This is a genomic window from Croceicoccus sp. BE223, from assembly GCF_031457155.1.
Lineage (GTDB): Bacteria > Pseudomonadota > Alphaproteobacteria > Sphingomonadales > Sphingomonadaceae > Croceicoccus.
The window spans coordinates 28,832-46,585 of record NZ_JAVDWB010000009.1 but is presented as its reverse complement, the minus strand read 5'-3'; the positions used below and the strand labels follow the sequence as shown (position 1 = coordinate 46,585).

Annotated in this window: 18 protein-coding genes; 6 read left to right on the top strand and 12 right to left on the bottom strand. The window is 62.5% G+C overall.

Going from position 1 to position 17,754, the window contains the following annotated elements; all coding sequences use genetic code 11:
- Positions 1-30: 30 nt before the first annotated feature.
- Both J2X37_RS15415 and rpiA read right to left on the bottom strand, forming a co-directional pair.
- Positions 31-510 (bottom strand): MarR family transcriptional regulator, encoded by a 480-nt coding sequence (locus J2X37_RS15415; protein WP_310022981.1) that lies wholly within the window; start codon positions 508-510, stop codon positions 31-33.
- 308 nt (positions 511-818) lie between these two features.
- Complete coding sequence (gene rpiA / locus J2X37_RS15410) at positions 819-1,505, bottom strand: ribose-5-phosphate isomerase RpiA (RefSeq protein ID WP_310022979.1); 687 nt, start codon at positions 1,503-1,505, stop codon at positions 819-821.
- Between the two features lie 254 nt (positions 1,506-1,759).
- Between rpiA and gap the strand changes: the two genes are divergently transcribed.
- From gap to J2X37_RS15390, 4 genes are all read left to right on the top strand, one after another.
- The gene (gene gap / locus J2X37_RS15405) at positions 1,760-2,770 is read left to right on the top strand and encodes a type I glyceraldehyde-3-phosphate dehydrogenase (RefSeq protein ID WP_310022977.1); all 1,011 of its coding nucleotides are present in this window, start codon (positions 1,760-1,762) and stop codon (positions 2,768-2,770) included.
- Positions 2,771-2,932: 162 nt separating this feature from the next.
- Entirely contained in the window at positions 2,933-3,475 is a 543-nt protein-coding gene (locus J2X37_RS15400; RefSeq protein ID WP_310022975.1) for a MarR family transcriptional regulator, read from the top strand.
- Between the two features lie 48 nt (positions 3,476-3,523).
- Positions 3,524-4,009, top strand: coding sequence for a DUF417 family protein (locus J2X37_RS15395; RefSeq protein ID WP_310022973.1), 486 nt, complete (start codon positions 3,524-3,526; stop codon positions 4,007-4,009).
- A gap of 48 nt (positions 4,010-4,057) precedes the next feature.
- Positions 4,058-4,498: a DUF6314 family protein gene (locus J2X37_RS15390; RefSeq protein WP_310022971.1), complete on the top strand. Its 441-nt coding sequence runs from the start codon at positions 4,058-4,060 to the stop codon at positions 4,496-4,498.
- On the opposite strand, the gene J2X37_RS15385 is transcribed toward J2X37_RS15390, so the two are convergent.
- Positions 4,495-5,421, bottom strand: coding sequence for a YeeE/YedE thiosulfate transporter family protein (locus tag J2X37_RS15385; RefSeq protein ID WP_310023141.1), 927 nt, complete (start codon positions 5,419-5,421; stop codon positions 4,495-4,497). The two genes, J2X37_RS15390 and J2X37_RS15385, sit on opposite strands and share 4 nt — an antisense overlap.
- A gap of 509 nt (positions 5,422-5,930) precedes the next feature.
- Between J2X37_RS15385 and J2X37_RS15380 the strand changes: the two genes are divergently transcribed.
- Positions 5,931-6,425 (top strand): DUF417 family protein, encoded by a 495-nt coding sequence (locus J2X37_RS15380; protein WP_310022969.1) that lies wholly within the window; start codon positions 5,931-5,933, stop codon positions 6,423-6,425.
- A 10-nt stretch (positions 6,426-6,435) separates the two neighbouring features.
- Here the strand turns inward: J2X37_RS15380 and J2X37_RS15375 are convergent, their stop codons facing one another.
- From J2X37_RS15375 to J2X37_RS15340, 8 genes are all read right to left on the bottom strand, one after another.
- A complete protein-coding gene (locus J2X37_RS15375; RefSeq protein ID WP_310022967.1) occupies positions 6,436-8,937 on the bottom strand; it encodes a S8 family peptidase in 2,502 nt (833 codons plus the stop codon).
- A gap of 2 nt (positions 8,938-8,939) precedes the next feature.
- The gene (locus J2X37_RS15370; protein ID WP_126014543.1) at positions 8,940-9,920 is read right to left on the bottom strand and encodes an AAA family ATPase; all 981 of its coding nucleotides are present in this window, start codon (positions 9,918-9,920) and stop codon (positions 8,940-8,942) included.
- A gap of 308 nt (positions 9,921-10,228) precedes the next feature.
- The gene (locus tag J2X37_RS15365; protein WP_310022964.1) at positions 10,229-10,927 is read right to left on the bottom strand and encodes a hypothetical protein; all 699 of its coding nucleotides are present in this window, start codon (positions 10,925-10,927) and stop codon (positions 10,229-10,231) included.
- A 111-nt stretch (positions 10,928-11,038) separates the two neighbouring features.
- Positions 11,039-11,659, bottom strand: a complete 621-nt coding sequence (locus J2X37_RS15360) for a hypothetical protein (protein ID WP_310022962.1) — start codon at positions 11,657-11,659, stop codon at positions 11,039-11,041.
- Positions 11,660-11,671: 12 nt separating this feature from the next.
- A complete protein-coding gene (locus tag J2X37_RS15355; RefSeq protein WP_310022960.1) occupies positions 11,672-12,367 on the bottom strand; it encodes a PD-(D/E)XK nuclease family protein in 696 nt (231 codons plus the stop codon).
- Positions 12,360-13,160: a serine protease gene (locus J2X37_RS15350; RefSeq protein ID WP_310022958.1), complete on the bottom strand. Its 801-nt coding sequence runs from the start codon at positions 13,158-13,160 to the stop codon at positions 12,360-12,362. The genes J2X37_RS15355 and J2X37_RS15350 overlap by 8 nt, the downstream gene beginning before the upstream one ends.
- Positions 13,157-14,362 (bottom strand): tyrosine-type recombinase/integrase, encoded by a 1,206-nt coding sequence (locus J2X37_RS15345; protein WP_310022955.1) that lies wholly within the window; start codon positions 14,360-14,362, stop codon positions 13,157-13,159. Before J2X37_RS15345 ends, J2X37_RS15350 begins: the two co-directional genes overlap by 4 nt.
- Positions 14,359-15,603 carry a hypothetical protein gene (locus tag J2X37_RS15340; RefSeq protein WP_310022953.1) on the bottom strand — a complete coding sequence of 415 codons (1,245 nt, stop codon included), beginning with the start codon at positions 15,601-15,603 and terminating at the stop codon, positions 14,359-14,361. The genes J2X37_RS15345 and J2X37_RS15340 overlap by 4 nt, the downstream gene beginning before the upstream one ends.
- Before the next feature lie 151 nt (positions 15,604-15,754).
- On the opposite strand from J2X37_RS15340, the gene J2X37_RS15335 reads away from it, so the two are divergent.
- The gene (locus J2X37_RS15335; protein WP_310022951.1) at positions 15,755-16,714 is read left to right on the top strand and encodes a hypothetical protein; all 960 of its coding nucleotides are present in this window, start codon (positions 15,755-15,757) and stop codon (positions 16,712-16,714) included.
- Here J2X37_RS15335 and J2X37_RS15330 read toward each other — a convergent pair.
- Complete coding sequence (locus J2X37_RS15330; protein WP_310022949.1) at positions 16,694-17,707, bottom strand: ParB/RepB/Spo0J family partition protein; 1,014 nt, start codon at positions 17,705-17,707, stop codon at positions 16,694-16,696. The two genes, J2X37_RS15335 and J2X37_RS15330, sit on opposite strands and share 21 nt — an antisense overlap.
- Positions 17,708-17,754: the final 47 nt, after the last annotated feature.

Sequence of the window (17,754 nt, the reverse complement as noted above, 5' to 3'; positions counted from 1 at the left end):
GCCCGCACTTCCAGATCACCGGTGCGACCGTCATTCGCGGTCCTGCCCCCGCTCATGCAGCTCCGCGTCGATAGGACAATTGGTGCAACCTTCGTAGCAGCACAGGCGGCAGATGCGATAGGAGTGCTCGAGGTTCTCCAAGCGGGCACGAAGGACGCGCTCGGCAATGTCGGCCAGGAACTTCATCTCGCCTTTGTTGAGGATCGACAGACCCTCTCCGATGACCTTATCTCGTGCGGATAGGACCGCAGCACTCGCCTCCTGACCGGCCGACGTCAGGTGCAGGGAACGGACGCGGCCGTCAGTCGAGGTCGTCCGGCTTTCGATCAGTCCTTCGGCAGTGAGGCGATCGGCAAGGCGGACCGTCCCTGCGTGCGACAAGCCCACGCCGACCGCCAGCATTCTTACCGAAAGCCCAGGCTGGTGCGCGAGCAGCGCTAGCGCCGACGCGGCTGGTCCTTCTTCCGGCGCCCGCGATGAACTAGCGCGAACGATGTCGTCGCTGATCATAAGTGCAAACGCCCCGAAAACGTTACGGTCTCGAGGTTCATCCATCCATGCTGGTATATGTGCGCGACGCATAGACAGCAAGCTTCGGTGCGTATCGATCCGGCAGGTTGGAACAATGGGAAGTCGCGTGAAGTCAGTGGTTTAGGGCGCCACATCCGATTTTCATCAGTCGTAGTTTGCGACGAGCTGCCATACCGCTCGATACGCTGCGGCTATGGCGGCTTGAGAGAAGCCCGGCCTCTCGCCCGCTTTGGGTTTATCGAGGACGCAGCGCTGGGGTGCGAAAGCTTCAACCCGCAGTACTGGGATCACGATCGATCCGCGTGTCTAACATCAACCGCATCATCGCGCCCAACGATGACCGTATCGACCTCAGAGAGGAAAAGGCCGTGCGCGGCGACACCCGGAATGGCTGCGATCGCAAGCGCGGTCTGCTGCGGGTCTGTGATGACCCCGAAGGTAACATCTAGGATGTAATTGCCCTGATCTGTCAAAACCGGATCATCATCCTGCAATCGGAGGGACACCGGAACTCCGAGATCGGCAAGGCGCGCTCCAACGAACTCAGTGGCAAACGGGAAAACTTCGACGGGAAGCGGAAAGCGGCCGAGCCGCCTTACGACCTTGCTGGAGTCGACCACGGCTATGACGCGAGCAGATGCCGCAGCAATAACCTTTTCCCTTAGCAACGCGCCCCCACCGCCCTTGATTGCCTGCAGGCTGTGATCGATCTCGTCGGCGCCGTCGATGGTGAGGTCGACTGATCTTAAACCCCCGGCGGCAACCAGCGGTACGGCCAGTTCGCGGGCCAGAGCCTCGGTTATGCGCGAGGTGGGGACAGCCGTGATCCGGAGACCGGCAGCAACTCGTTCTGCAAGATACTTTACCACGTAATTCGCCGTGCTGCCGGTCCCCAACCCGACAAGCATGCCGTCCTGGATTTCATCGACCGCCCTGTTGGCTGCGAGTGCCTTTTCTGCTTCGAGGTCAGACACCTTTTTCGATCCTCCATCCATTCCTTAGGCAGTCCCGTTCCGCACTGCATGCTCCACGCGACGATGCCGAGCAGCCGCCGGGTGTGACCAGTCGCTCTTAATCGTCTCGCCGTGTTGACCTGCTCGGAACCCACGCATAGGTCTATGCGTCACGCATATATATGGCGTCGACTTCAGCGGCAATTTTCCTGCGAGCGGGCAGCGAGAGATACTCGTTCCCGGCGGGGATTTCTCATTAACGAAAGGGAATGCGCATGACTGTCAGGGTCGCGATCAACGGTTTTGGGCGCATCGGCAGACTGACGTTGCGCTCGGCGGTCGAACTTCGCCGTCAGGATATCCAAGTCGTAGCGATCAACGATCTCGCACCGGTCAGCACCCTGGCTCACCTTCTTAAGTACGACTCCGTTCACGGCCCCTTTCCGGGCGTAATCGACGTGGGCGCCGACTGGATCGATGTCGGCTACGGGAAAATCGCGGTCACCATGCAGCGCGACCCGGCGGACTTGCCTCATCAGAAGTGCGGCGTCGATATCGCAATGGAGTGCTCAGGCCTCTTCACTTCGAAAGATAAGGCCAGCGCACATCTCCGCGCCGGTGCGAAACGTGTTCTCGTCTCAGCGCCCAGCGAGGGAGCCGACAAGACGATCGTCTTTAAGGTCAATCATGCGACATTGACGCCCGAGGATGTAATTGTCTCAAACGGATCCTGCACGACCAATGTGCTCGCACCCGTGGCGAAAGTGTTGAATGATTTGTTCGGCATCGAGCGCGGTTACATGACGACGGTCCACGCCTACACCGGTGACCAACCGACGCTGGATGCCGTGCACACGGATCCTTATCGAGGGCGCGCAGCCGCTCTATCCATGATCCCGACATCGACGGGCGCGGCGAATGCAATCGGCCGCGTGTTGCCGGATTTGAAAGGCAAGCTGCACGGATCCTCTATCCGTGTCCCCACACCCAATGTTTCGGTCATCGACCTAGCCGTATCCGCCATGCGAGACGTCACCGTGGAGGAGGTGAACGAAGCCATTCGGGTTGCCGCTGATGGATCAATGCAGGGTGTGCTCGCGGTCACAACCGAACCATTGGTGTCGATCGATCTGAGCCATCGGACCGAGTCGTCGATCGTCGCGCTGCCCCAAACCGACGTCGTCGATCGAAGACTGGTTCGGGTTCTCGCCTGGTATGACAACGAATGGAGCTTTGCGACACGCATGGCCGATACCGCACTCGAGATGGCGAAATTCGGCAGCTGACTGCAACCGCGGAACTCCAAAGCGAGCGTTTGCGCGATTCTGGGCGCTGTTTGCGCCACCTACTCTCGCGCCCGTCAAGCACCATGCTGGAGGGAAGTGGCCACACGGGCAGCGCGACCAAGCTCCGATCGAACTCGACAGAGAGTTACGACAGGTGTATGCGTGGCGCATATATTGAGCTGGGTGGCGACGATGCTGGACGAGCCTTCAGATCGATTGATCAACGTCTTTGGCGCACTCGCTCAGGCCGTGTCCGATCGGGTGCGCATTGCCATAGCTGAGGCCTTTACCGCGGGTGGAGAAACCGCTGCTGCGCTGATTGCGATCGGTCACGAGCCGGGAATGTCGATCGATCAGATCAGCCGGATCCTTCGCCTGTCGCATGCCGGGACGGTTCGCGTTGTCGAGCGGCTGGATGATCAGGGCTTCGTAGGGAAGTCGCAGTCGCAAACTGACCGCCGCGTCGCCCGTATAACGCTGACGCGACGGGGACATGCCGAACGAACCAAACTCCTAAGCCTTAGAAATGCTGCGGTTGCCGGCTTTTTGGTCCGGATCTCTGCCGACGAGCGCGTAGTCTTGGAACGGATCGCCGACACCATTCTGACTTCCCTGTTGAATGATCCCCAGAGCGCGCTGTCGACGTGCCGCTTCTGTGATCAGGCACGGTGTCTTGGCTGCCCAATGGGCGCGCGGCGCTATTGAACCTTTCGTCTCTCCACCACCGACATAATCTTCATCGAGGAGCTTCAGATGCCGCTTCTGAACCGCTATCGCTTTCACGTTGCTGAAGAAAACCGCAGAGATCTGGCGCTGCTGAGATGGGCTCTCGTCCTGGTTTTTCTGTGGTTCGGCGGCATGAAGTTTACCATGTATGAGGCCGACGGGATCGCCCCGTTCATAGGAAACAGCCCGCTCATGCGCTGGCTCGGCATGTTCGGAACGCAGGGGCAGAGCTACTTTGTCGGGATCATCGAGCTCTCGACGGCTGCGGCGCTGACCGTCGGTGCGTTTCGGCCCATCTTCTCAGCGCTCGGCGCCCTCATGTCGGCGTCCACCTACCTGATCACGCTAACTTTCTTCGTGACTACTCCAGGGGTTGCGGAGGCAAGCGCAGGAGGTTTCCCTGCCATATCGGCCGCACCGGGCCAGTTCCTGCTCAAGGACGCCGTTCTCCTCGCCGCGTCGCTTGTCCTGCTCTTCAATTCGGTCGAACGGCGAACCGCTCAGTTGGCGTAACTCTATGCGTGCCGGGCCGAGCTTGCGAACTGAGGATGACACATCGCGGTGATCGAAGGCCCTCATCTCCTTCGAAGTCTAAGTGGCGCCTGGCAGCTCGATCGTGAGATCATAGGTGCCGGCGCGCAGTTCCGCGGCAGGGCTGTCTTCGAGCCTGAACCTGATGGCACTTTCAATTACCGAGAGTGCGGGACGCTTCTATTGCGAGACGGGCGGGAGCTGTCGTCCCACCGGAGCTACACCTATCGTCCCTCCGAGAGGGGGTTCACGGTAGCGTTCGCGGATGGGCCAACCCTGGGCAATGTCTTTGTGCAGCTTATTTTCGACGCCGTGGACGATCAACTGCTCGTAGCTGACGATGTCCACCGCTGCGGTGCCGACACTTACGAGGTTCGCTACATTCTCGGGCGACCGGGTGCATTCGAGACCATCATCAATGTGGTCGGCCCGGCAAAAGCCTATCGCCTGCTCAGCAGTTACGTTCGTTAAAGATCGATGCGCCCGCCGCGCGTCAGTCTGCGGCGTCCGACCAAGCCAATCAGAATCGTGGCGGTCATAGTAAGGACGGCCGCGAAGCCACCTGGTGACAGCGCGGGCACTGCTGACAGGATAAGACCATCATTCCCGCCGGGGATGAGAGAGATCCCAACCCCCATAAGAAAGCCGCCGATGAGGGTTCGAAGGAGATCAAGGACAGAAGGTTCCTGCAGGCCCATGTTGCCTTGCCCGGCAGAGGCGGCGAATGCGCCCATGACAGATGCGGCCACAGCCGGGAGTGCGACAACCCCGGTGCTCATGTCGCGGAGAAGAAGGCTGTGCTGCAGCAACTGAGCGAGCGTCCAGGACGGCGACAGTGCAAAAAGTGCCCCGCCGGTCGCTCCAAGGACCAACATCGATAATACCAGCGGCCATCTCCCCCTTGGTCGCGATGGCTCGCTGACCGCCAGGATGATCGACACCAGCGTCAGAATGATCAGAAAGCTCAAAAGGCAGACCGTACCCCACACGCTCGGCGCCGCGAGCAGGCTTGGCCACATTGCCCTACGATCGTGTCGCGCTTGGTCAATGAGCAGCATCCCGGCCGCGAGACCAAAGGGCAGAGCTAGAAGTCGTACCTCCCCATCCCCCAGACGAGCGAGCGATCCTAGCAGGCAGGTGTCGTTGACGAGAGCTCCGAAACCGAAGGCAACGGCACCCGCCAAGAGCGGAGCGTGGATACTCGATGCGGTGATCGATAGTCCATCTATCGCTGCAGCCCACGCGAGCGGCACGGCAACGAGACCTGCAGCTGCGGACGCTGAGACAAGCCCGACGAGGAGGCGAGGAGGCTGTCGTCTGACCAGCTCGTCAGCGGCGGCGACCAGGCACGTCCCTCCCTGGTTGGCGGCAAATCCGAAGCCGAAAGATAGCACGCACAGAGCGAAGTCGAGCCACGACGGCACCCTTGCTAAGCTCCGCCGTTCGGTCGGCGCTCAATCCAAGTTGGAAAGCCGCTCACCCGCTCAAGCGAAAAAGCGCCGGTCATGAGCTGGGGCCCGGGGACAGCATACTGCATGCGTCAGAGGTATATGCATGACGCATAGACAACAATCCCATATCGCGGCTTATGCAGGGCGTGGCGGATAGTTCTACCCGACGCGCGCGAGCTTGAGGACAACGTCTGCGTGGTCAGCTACCATAGGGGCGGACGGAACGCCGTTACAAAGCTGCCGACGATAGCGGATCGACAAGCAATAAGAGCCATTGTATATGCGTGGCGCATATTAGTTGGGGCTTTCGATTGGCATCTCCTCGTTCCAAACGGATGCGATCTAGAATGCGTCGGGCAGGCCAAGACCTGTACCGCGAGGTGTCCGTGATCATGCGCCGGGCCGAGCTTCTACGGCGTATTCGTGCAGCCAGGCGGCAAGAGCCGGGCATCATGCAGTACTTGATGAAGCCTAGGTTTCTAATTGCTGAGAGCGCCAGCCGGGACCTAGCTCTACTGCGATGGGCGCTCGTCCTAGTATCGCTCTGGTCTGGCGCCATGAAGTTCACAGTGTACGACGCCAATAACATCGCCCCTCTGATTGCCGGAAGTCCGCTCCTAAGCTGGCTGAGCATATTCGGGGTGCAGGGCGAGAGCAGCTTCATCGGTTTCATACAGCTTGCGACCGCATTCGCCCTAACTGCAGGAGCCTTCAGCGCTCTGTGCTCGGCGCTCGGAGCAGCCATGTCGATGTGCTTCTCCCTGATCACGCTCTCCCTCTTCGTTACCACCCCAGGAGTGGTGGAAAGTTCTGCGGGCGGCTTTCCGGCCATCTCGACAGTGCCCGGCCAGTTCCTGCTTAAGGACTTGGTGCTGATCGCAGCGTCACTCGTCCTCCTTCTGAACTCCATCCGTCAGCGACGGGGAGTGAGTCCAAGCTCCACTTAGACGTGGACGGCTAGATCCCGATCGCGACCTTGGGCGCCACCTGCGCCGTCACTTCAGTGTACATTTCGGTCCCTGGTGCCGCGCGAATACTGGCGATAAGACTGTAACGCACCGCCTCGCCCACGTGACCTTGGGCGACATTCTCCCGCCACCAGCCGCCTGTCGGATAGACGATGATCGCGTCGCGGGCGGCAAGCTCCGTCGCGGTGCCTTCCCAGATATCCGCGTGCAGCGACCCTCTGTGTCGCAGTTGCGGACCCACAGCCCAGCCGGTGTCCGCGGCCGCCCGCCTCGGCGGCCGCGCACCCGCTTCCGAGGTCCTGCGCCGGAGGAAGGTGTCTAGCGAGTCATCCGCGTGCTTGAGATCGAAGCGCAGACCATGGCTTGCATAGACATGGCGCCGCGACAGCCCGCGCTCGCCTGGGTTTGGTTCAATGAAGTAGCTTAGCGTTACCCGAAGCTGGACAAGCGTCGCAGGATCAAGCGCCAATAGCGCTACGCGCGGCCATGGGAGCTGATGGACGGCTAACTCGTCGGTGACCGCCGTTCCTGCCTTCATCTTGAACGGCACGATCTCGTCTTCGTTGACGATGGCCACATCGTGATCGAGGCTGCCAAGAGCGCGCACCAGCGACGGGACACCAAAGCCATAGCGCCGCACGAGCGCGGGCTTGCCGATTACGCCCTGATGCGCTCGCATAGCCGGTGTCCATTCCGCAGAATGAACGATCAGACCGCGGACAGTCTCGGGCCACAGGGCCGGCTTCTCCGCCATGATCTGCGCCGCCATCCGTGCAGCCAGCGCAGTTGCCGCGCTGGTATCGCCCGTGGTCGTGAACGGCCGCTCGGCCATCGTCCGATACGTGGTCAGCAAGGCGAGATCATCGACATGGTCGCCCTGCCCCGTCGCCGGATCGTGTCCGATGTTCCCACCTTCGAAGACGACGTCGGGCTTAAGCGGCCATTCGCGGATCCAGCTGACAGAGGTTCGGCTGCGCGGCATGATGTCACCAGCTGCCCCAAGGGCGTTCCAGCCGGCATAGGTCGGATCGGAGATCAGCGTGCGTTCCGTGTACGCTCCGACCGTCAGCGCATTCCACGCCTGGGCCGGGCTTTCGATCGGCATCGTATCATTACGCGCGGGATAGTCCGCCGCGACGATCGCCTCGCGGATGTTGCCCGCTGCGACCGCGATGAAGCGCTGGACTTCGTCGCGGCCGAAGGTGATCGCGTCGAGCTTCGCCGACCAAGCCGACGGTCTGCCCCGACCGTGATCGCCCAAGCTGGTGACCGCGAGGCAAATAGCTCTTGGCCGGTTTGGTGCTGCTATCTCGGCCCGCGCGATCGCTTGGGCGGTGATTGCCCCATACAGATCGGGGTCATTGGCGCCATGGTCCGGCAGGATCTTGACGGACTCGAGCCGGTGCCGGACGATCACAGGCCCCGCCCCGTCGAGCACCTCCATGAGGTCGCCGTAGAGCAGTGTCCCCGACATCTGCGTGCCGTGACCGCCATGCCCCTGAGCGCTCACATCCTCGACATTCCAGGCAGCATCAAAGGCCTGCTGGTCGGCCGGAAGCAGGTAGGGTGCGATCAGGGGATGGCCGATCGTTGTCCCGGAATCGAGCAGGCAGACGGCGGGGACATCGCCGTCGAGCGGGACGAGCCGGTCCGCGAGGTCCGCGCTCCAGGTCCGTTGCTCGGCCCCATCCATCCCCATGTAGAGCGAGGGCGTATCGCGTGCGAGGCGGAGCTCGGCCACGCTGTCGGTGTTGGCGATCACTCGCCCGAGCTGTTCAGGCGTGCCCTTCGCGACGACCACATCACGCTCGGCGAATTCGAGACTATGTTCGCGCGTCGCCATGCCGAGTGCGTGCGCGGCCTTGTCGAACGATCCTTTCGTTCCCTTGCGGACCCAGACCTCCCACCAGGCCTCGACACCCGGCGCGGGGAAGAGATCCGCCTGATCGGTGTAGAAGGACCGGGCGACCGCCAGACGTGCGGTTTCGATCGACGCGACGAGACGCTGGTTCTTCGGCTTGCGGATCTCCTCGACCGAGCCATCGTCGAGGGTTTTCTGCCTGACCGTGTCACCGTCACGATAAGCCGCGATCTTCTTGAGGTAATAGTCCTTCTGCTTCTCGGGCACGAACACCGTCGCGGAGACAAGCCCCTCCTCGGCAGGGTGGACGTTCACCAGCTCGATGGGGAAGCGGCCACGCCGGTTCTCCAGCTTGTCGACGATGTCAGCTTGGCCCACTGGTAGCGTGAATTCGACGTAGAAGCCCTTTTCGCCGGCAGCCACATCGGCGTCGCGGTTCGCGAGGATCGTCTCGCCTTGCTGTACGACCTGCGTCAGGGCCTGGGTCAGGGCGTTCGCATGGGCCGCTCGATCGCGCTGTGGCGGTCCGCTGCCGCCGTCGCCGCCCGCCTGATAGGCCGTGTACCCCTGGCGCGCCCCCATTCCCTGCAGGTAGATATGCGGATGCGGCCGCGCTTCCTCGTCTGCCATCGTTACCGTCGGGCCGCCGCCTTTCGCTCGGCGACCGCCGCGAGAAGATCTGAGGTCTCCACACGCTCACGCCCTGCGAGCAAGGTCCGCTTCGCGGACTCGTCCGCGATCCGGGCGAGGTCAGCCTGGCTCAGCCCGTCGACCTCCCTTGTCGCCTCCTCCCAGGACAGCGCGGCTGTATCGAAGGTCGACAGCCGACCTTCAAGGATCGCCCGGGCCACCTGCGCGTCCGGCAGTGCATATTCGATCACGTCGTCAAAGCGCCTGAAGAGGGCGGGATCGAGCAGTTCGGGATGGTTGGTTGCCGCGACGATCAGGCCCTCGCTGTCGTCCTCTTCAAGGAACTGCAGGAAGGAGTTGAGCACGCGGCGGATCTCACCCACGTCGTTGCGTTCGCTGCGTCGGGCACCGATCGCGTCGAACTCATCGAAGAAGTAGACACCTCGGGTCTCGGTCATCGCCGAGAAGACCGCGCGAAGCTTCGAAGCGGTCTCGCCCATGAATTTGGTCAACAGTCCGTCGAGGAGGACAGAGAACAAGGGCAGCTTGAGCTCGCCGGCGATGGCTGCAGCTGTCATCGTCTTGCCCGCTCCAGGCGGGCCGATGAGCAACAGCTTGCGGCGTGGCTGCAAGCCATGCTGGTGTAGCCGATGCGCCTGCCGCTGCTCAAGGATTACGCGCTGCAACCGATCGCGCAACTCCTCGGGGAGCACCATGCTCGAGAGACGCGTATCTACATATCTCGCAGCGACCAGGTTCGCCAACTCACCGCGCGGCTGCACCAGGGGGACGGCGCGCGTGCGCCCCTTTGTCTTGCCGCGGGCGCGTGCATCATCGACCATCTCGCGCAGCTGCTGGGCGACCTTGCCGTGGCCGAGACGCGCTTCGTTGGCGGCCGCCTGCATCGCGACCGTCAGAAACTGTTCCTCATCGCCATCGATGTGACTTTGCAGCAGCGCGACAAGGTGGGTGGCCTTTGTCACCGCAGATCGCCTGTTCCATCGCTTCTCATGCACTCATCTCGCGCTGTCGGTTGTGGCAACGCTCGGAAGACGCGCTTTGATCGACTGCCCCCAAGTCGTTACCGTTCTATCGTCCTTCCTTCCTTGTGACAATGATATCCGCAGCTGGGTCGCCGAGGCAGAGGCGCCCTTCGATGGCCGTCCAAGGCACGATCTCCTATCATTCGAACCGCTTTTTAAGCCGGCCGACGGGCTCCACGGCAGGCGCGAAGGCCGCAGCAGGTGCCACCGCGCGCCGAAAATGCGTCATCGCCATTCTTCTGCGGCCCTTAGGCGATCGTGAGCGGCTCAAAATAGATGCCGCAGCCGCTCAGGACGGCAAAATCCGGATCATCAAATGTCACGATCCGTCGGATCATGTGCGGTGGTACCGGGGCGAGCGCGCGATCATGGGGAACGCCATCGTAGGACCGGCCCGCTCGCCAGGCACAAAACTGGCGCACGATGTGCGTTTCATAGCCAAGGCTATCTTGGAAATAGGACATGGGGATTGCCGCTTCCACCACGCAAGGCAAACCCGTGGAGCGGAGGATCGGCCCGAGTTGGGTGTCACAGTCGATCGCCGCGAAGAGGGACTCGCCGCCCCAAAAACGGAAGAAATCCTCGACTCCGTCGTCGTTGTGCGGCCGCGTGAAGAGGAACCAGATTCGTCCTGCTCGGGTCGGTAAGTATGCCTGATGGCGAAGGCGGAATTGCGCAGCAATCTCGGGTGTAAACGCGCTCGCCGACACCGCCGCATCGATCCTTCTCATTAACCCGTCGACGCTTGGAAGATTCATTCCCGCTTCGAGGATGGCGGCCCGCTCATGAGGCATTAGACGGCTGCAGTGCCAGGCCAAGATCTCGTGTGGTCGCAGCAGTTCTCCCAGTCGCTCGACTAACCGGTCATACTGAAACCCGGTGGCGAAGCGCTGCGTCGTCACCCAATCTTTCAACAGATCGAGATGCTCGTCGAGGAAGGCGGTCACCGCCGGCGGCCAGCTTGCGGGGTGATCATAGTCAAGGAGCACGTTCCGCCCTCACAACTCAGCCAGCCGCAAAGAATTGGTCGGCAGGTCCAGACAGGGCGCAGCGGGCGGTCACGGTTTTCGCGCCGCCTTGATCGCTTCCACCAGCCGATCCAGAGTGGTCCTCGCCGCCTGAATACGATCGATCGCTAGGCCGAGCGGCTCGAGCGCAGCTTCCAAATCCTCCTCTTCAAACCCTGCGACCAGAGCTTGCTTGTCGACGGGAATCGTGAGTGCGACGTCGCCGGTCTTGGGATCACAGAGGAAGCCTCGATCCACGAGCTCGTCGATCAAAGGACCTTGCGACCTCAACAGCGCCTTCCAGTCGCGCTGGCCGAGGGCATCCGTGGTTGCTGAGAACCGGATACCAGCGCCAGCAAAGCCCGCGATCGTGCCCACCCACGTCTCAGGCTCGTGACCGTCCAGGCAGGCGACAGTGTCCAGCACAAAGGATAGATAGCAGTCATTTTCGTCCGATTGCGGCATGCGCCACTCCTCAGGCGCGAACCACTGCGTCTCGTCGAAGTCCGCCGGTGCCTCGCCCGCCCAGCCGAGCGCACGCCGCTTGTCGTCGATCAGCGCTGCGACGGCTTTTTCGAGCATGGGCTCCATCGTGCTGTTAGCGTATCGGAGCGCAGCCTCCAGCTCATCAATATGGCTCACGATGACCGCGCCGACGGCGGGCTCCGGCATAATCAGCTCCTCCTAAAACGGTTCGACATGCTCGCCGAACGCGGCGATCATCTGCTGTACAAAGGATCGACCGGCGACCGACACGCCGGCTGCCGTGCGAGCGGCGCGAGCAACGTCAGGCCAGCCTGTAGACGATACATCCGACACGTCGGCCGAGAACGGCGCTAGCAACACGATCCGCGCCGATCGCTTCTGCAGCTCCGCCCGCCGAAACACCGACGCCTTGTATCGATCGAGCTGATCGCGGCCGAGGCCGGCGCGTATCTTCACCTCGATGCCGATCAGATGGACGCTGGTCTCGATGAGGAGATCCACTCGGTCGGCAGCATCGCCCATCGGGCTGACTTCAGTGCTGATCCGGTACCCCTCGCCCAGCGTCTCGAACCAGTCCGTCGTTGGCAGCGCGGCGCGAAGATAGTGCGCCAGGAACATCCTCGACGTCTCGCCCCCAAACTCGGTCGTCCAAAGCCCGGCTAACGCGCCAGCGTTACGCACCTCATCATGGCCCAAGCCCGCCAGCGCCCAGGGATTGATAAGACCGCCCCGAGCCTTGGCGGTGGCAAGCGGGCCTTTCAGTGAGTTGAAGGCAGCTTGCAGGTCGCCGAGCGCGTAGAATTGCTTAGGGGCGCGAGGCTGCCCGGTTGGCAGCACGGCACGGAGAGCCAGGAAGGCGCTCTCTAGTGCATTCGCTTGGAGGCCGTCAGTCAAAGCGAGCTCTCGCGCGGGCCTCGGCCGCGGCGACAACTTCTCTCACCAGCACCGCGGGCCATACGCGACCGAGTTGGGCGTCGGACGGATCGTTGGTGTGAAACCGGCCTGAGTAGATGCCGATGAAGTTGACGGCGCCGTCGCCGGCTTCGATGCGGCCGTGCGTGCCCTCTAGCTCGATCTGGCCATGCGCTCTCTGGATGACCGGTGAGCCGGACATGCCCGGCCGCGACGCGGTGTCCACGATCAGATAGCGCTGATGCTTGCTCGCTGTGAAGAATGGCTCGCTGGCGAACGTTGCCTGCTTCCAGACAGGCAGCCCGATGCCGAGGCGACCGAACGGATAACCGAGGATGAAGATCGGCATCCCGATCCGCTGCTTGAGTGCCACCGTGCGAACGACATTCATCGGCATCAATGACGCTTCGCCGGGCGGCGGCAAGTCGACATCCAGGGCAGCAATATCGACAGTGCGGCCGTGTTCGGGGTGCTCGACCCATAGCGGCTCACCCTCGGCGCTGAGGGTCGGCACTCGGACGATCAGCGGCGGTCGATCCCGATCGTTCAAAGGCACGTGCACCCGCAGGTGGTCCGGAATGCCGCCCTGCTTATGCGTTACTTCGTAGGTCTCGTTGTTGCGGCCGGATACGACGTGCCAGTTGGTCAGGAGGGACAGTCGTCCGTCGAGCCGCAGCCACGGGAACGCCGTCGCACCGCCAAGGAGCTGGTCGCCGAAGAAGGCCTCGATGTACAAGGGCACCAGCGAGCAGGTGTCGATCCCGGGCGCCGTCACCTCAACCTCTCCAGCAGGCGACCCACAGCGCCGGCTTCGGCCGCCAAGTTGCGGTTGTAGGCAAGCGGCATGCGCGGACTCTTCCAACGCAAGGCGTCCATGATCCCGGCAAGATCCTCACCGCTCGCGAAGAGGTCCTGGTTCAGGCCAACCCGGGTAGAGTGCGCGCTCACCCCCTTGAGCAGCCGCACCATATCGTCAGCGGTTAGATCGGCCAGTGCTCCACTGTCGAACGCGCGTTGAATCATCGCCCGGTAGATGGGTCCGATGGAGCCGGGGTGAAGCGCGACGGAGCCAATGTCATACTCGGTGCGAGCCGCTACTGCCGGCCGCGACAGCGTCTTGCGTAAGTCCCAGGTCTCCCGCCCCGTGATACTGTCGATGCTCCGTCCTTTCACGGCAGCCCGTGCCTTGTAACGCCGGACCTGTACGCGGCGAAACAGCGGCCCCTGGCTTATGCCAGCTTCCTCGGTCCAAGCGGTGATCGCGCGTACCGATCGCGGGCTAAGGAACGCTGTTGCCCCCTCCCCCTCCTGATCGCCCTTGCTCCGCCGAATCGCCAGCAGCCGCGCCTCGGGATCGAGCGCCTCGAGGATATGCTCGACCTCAATCGCGACCAGCTCTGAAGCGCGCAGTCCAGTGTCATAGGCTACCGATAGGAGTGCTCGGTCCCGCAACCCCGGCAAATCGTCCGCACAAGCCTCCAGGAGTGCCCTGATGTTGATCCCGCGGGGTTTGTCGCGCTCGACATCCCGGACAGGCCCCTTGAAGCGCAGCGGCCGCGCCTGGGCCTGCGCGGTGCCCTTCTCGCGCCGGATCGCGCGCAGCCGCAGCTTGACCAGTTCGGCCTGGGTCGGATCCTTTAAATCGAGCAGTTGGTGGATCTTGGCGATCGACGCCTTGTAGCGGCCGAGCGAGGCGGGGCGAGCCCCCTGCCCTGCCCGAGCGTCGAGATAGTCGGCGACGATCTCGGGCGACGCCGGCAGCGCAATCCGATTGGTCCGACGGCACCACAGGTCGAACGCCTCGAGGTCGGATTTGAGCGCGCGGATCGAGTGCGGCGAGCTGGCGGCCTGATAGGCGGCGATCAGATCGGCATTGATGGTAATCTTACCTGCGGCGTGAAGGCAGGTCACCTGCAGAAGAAGGTCATTCGCCTCTACGGGGAGCTGCGGTGCAAGATCGTCTGTCAGAACGGTCATCGGGAAAGCTCGACGATCTCATCATAGGTGAACGGCTCCTGCCCGTAGATCGCAGCTAAGCCGTTGAATGCGTCGACAGCGACAGCGTTGAGAGCCTCGGGCTCGATCGAGATGAGCGTTTGATCATATTCATATGAGGGTTCGACCGCGGCATACCCCTCATCGCCAAAACTAAATGGTCCCTGCGGCCACCAGCTGTCGGTGAGGTTGCTGATGCCGAGGCGGACATGGATGGGCAGCGAGCCCCCGTGGGCCAACACCAATGCACAATTGCGCTCGAGAAAATGTACCCATTGCTGGAAGAAGTATCCGGTCGCCAAGGTAAGCCGCTTGCCCTCGCGCTGGAAAAGAAAGCCGCCGGCGACTCCCCAGATCTCCCCGGTTTTTTCGAACCACTGAGTAATGGCGAGGGTCGGATCGACATCGTTCTCCGGCGTCCGCGGCCAATACACCATCGCACCGCCCTGGCTCATGCCATAATTGAACGAATTGGCTCTCGCGACGAGCGCCGGATGCCCCATATGCTCGATCAGCGATTGCTTAGCCCCTGGCTTGGCCGACCATTTCGACGGGATGATCCGCGCATAGCCCGGGAAATGCGGCTCCCATCGGACCTTCCGGCTCCCGTGCCGACTGGTCACCATTTGGGGGACTTCGCGATCGAACCACAGATCTGGATCGCCCTCGAAATGCGGCTGCCAGTGGATGGCGTCGGGGAGCGGCGCCGGCAGCTGATCGAGCGCCAGCGTCAGATACTCAGCAAGCCGCTTGGCAAGATCCGCGCGGACGCGCCGAAGTTCTTCGCGATCGGCTCCGGCGGGCAGGTGAAACGGGATCGGCCCTCGCCGCCCGCGCATGTCGAATGGCAGCTTGTCGACAAGCGCCCCGTCGAACGCGGTATTCCAGACCTGCAGGATGCGGTTCTCGCCGAGTGCCCGGTGCGCATAGCCTAGCTCGATGAGCACGTTCGGATTGGCACAGGGTTTCCCGTCTGCCGATACCGCGATCGGCGTGACGTCGGCGACGAACACCGCGGCCTCGTCAATCTTGCGCAGGATCGTGGCGACGATGTCGGGCGTGCCGGCGACGCCTTGCGTGTCGGAAGTCAGGCTGGGCCGGTCAGCCTCATCCAGATCGGCGGAGATCATGCCGATTGCCTGGTCGAGCGCGGAGCGGACCAGCTCGCGCGTGACGCGGCCGTCGAGATCGCTCTGCCATGACCAGAAAACCGTCTTTTCCACGCGCCATTGCCCCTTTGCACCTCGGCGCATCCATATCGCACCTCATAAAGAGACGTCAAATACGCTTATGTGATAACTGCAATTATCAACGTTCCACTACATAACGCCTTAACTGATGGAAACCAACTACTGACTTTGGTTTCCGCTCGTGATGTCGTACATGCCACGGGTGGCACGAGATGGCACCTCCCGGGCTGATGATCCGTTGCTCCTGCTCGGACGGCTTGATGGCCGATTGCAGTGCAGCACCTACACAGACATTTTTCTTGCACGTTCGCGCCTCGAAGGTGCGGCCGCCCTCGCAGGCCTCGCCGGGGTTCCGATCGCAGTGCGGGACCTGCAGGACTGGATCGCCGGTCGCACACCCCCTCCCCGCGCCTCTGAAGGTCTTAATGATCCGATCTCGGTAGCCGCGATCTTCCACCTGGCGCTCAGCCGCGATGATGACCTCAAAGATCCGGTCACCCGCGCCACCCTCAGTATGCTGCGCACCATCCTCGACGATCGCACACAGGCAGAGGTCTATGGGGCCGACGATCTGGCGCACTTCGGGCCGACATGGCGAGAGCTGCGGAAAGCAGCCGACGCCCCCTTCCCTACCCGCGACCTGCTTGCCGTCGCCAGCCGCATCTTGGAGCTGCTCGCGCTGACCGAACCAGCGCCACGAGACAGCTTTGACGTGGTCAGCATCGATGGCCGCGCCCTATGCCTGCCTCCCCGCGGACGCGATCGAAGCTGGCTGATCGCTGCTGCCGTACCGCGGATGCTGTACCGCGCAGGTTTCACGACACGGGTGATCCCCTCGTTCATCCTGCTCCCGAAGTTCCTGCCCCCCTCCCCCGTCGACTTGGTGCGGGCGTTGATGCAGGCGATTGGAACGACGGCTCAGGCCGGCTTACGGGACATGGACTCAATCGAGCGCGCCGCATCACGCTTTCAGACCGACCTGGCGGTCACGAAGCGGAGCAGGGCTCCTCTCCTCGCCAGGCTGCAGCTTTGCTATCCCGGCCTTAACGCCAACGCTGTCTCTCGCCTGCTGGGTATAACCCCGCAAGGCGCCCGGAAGCTGCTCGCATCGCTGCCACAGCCGTCAAGTCCAGTGCTGATCTAGCAAAGCGCGAATGGCTTCCTCCGCTTCTTGCCGCGATGCCCCGCCCTTGCTGAGCAACGTCAATCGGATGCCTTTGCGATCGACCGCTTCGATCCGCAGAACCGGTTTACCCCCGGCAGATGACACAGTCTCCGACTTTCCTGACTTCTTGGGGGATCCTGACCGCTTGGGGGGGTCTGTCGCCAGCGCGAGCGCCCTGATGACATCGAGCACTGACATGGGCTCGCCGTTCGCCGCTTGCACTTCAGCGAGCCGCTCCGCCTCTTTGTACGCCCTCGCTCTGCGATCATCTGGCTTCAGCAGCCCCTTAAGCGCCATCGCATTGCGGATGCCGAGTTCCTGCGGAGCCACGAAGGCCCGGGTCAACTCCAACGGCAGGCGGGCCAGGTCGAGATACCGCGTTAGCCAGCTCTCCGAGACCTTGAGTCTCTCGGCCATCGTCTTCTGTCGGCCGTCATAGTAGGTATTGAGCGCGCGCAGATAATCCCTCGCCCGCTCCAAGTCGGTCAGGTCGTCCCGCGCCCGGTTTTCGATATCTGCGAGCCTGAAGGCTTCTTCGTCACCGATTTCTCGAACGTCGACGAGGAATTTGAAGTCGGGATAATTGTGCGCCCTCAGCCAACTGATCGACCAATGGCGCCGCGCGCCACAGATCACCTCGAAGTCGTAACCAGGCTCACCGGTCACCCGGCGGACGATTGCCGGCATCTCCTGACGACCCTGCGCCTTGATACTCTCGATCAGATCGGCGCAGCGCTCTTCGGTGAGCAACGCGTAATCGCGATTGTGCCCGCCCCACATCCGGCAGCGCGCTGGATCGACGAGTTCATGCGTGCGGTTGACGATGGCGCCTGAGGCAAGGTCAGCCAGCCTGTTTGACCGACCCGTCAGCACGTTCGAGGCGAGGCCAGATCGGCGCTGTGGAGGAGCCTCCTCGGACAGGTCGATCCCCGCCGCGAGATCGGCTGCAAAGCCGCTGTTTTTCCTGCTCATCAGAGCCTCCCTCTAACGAATTGCACGCGTGCAACGCACTCTTGTTC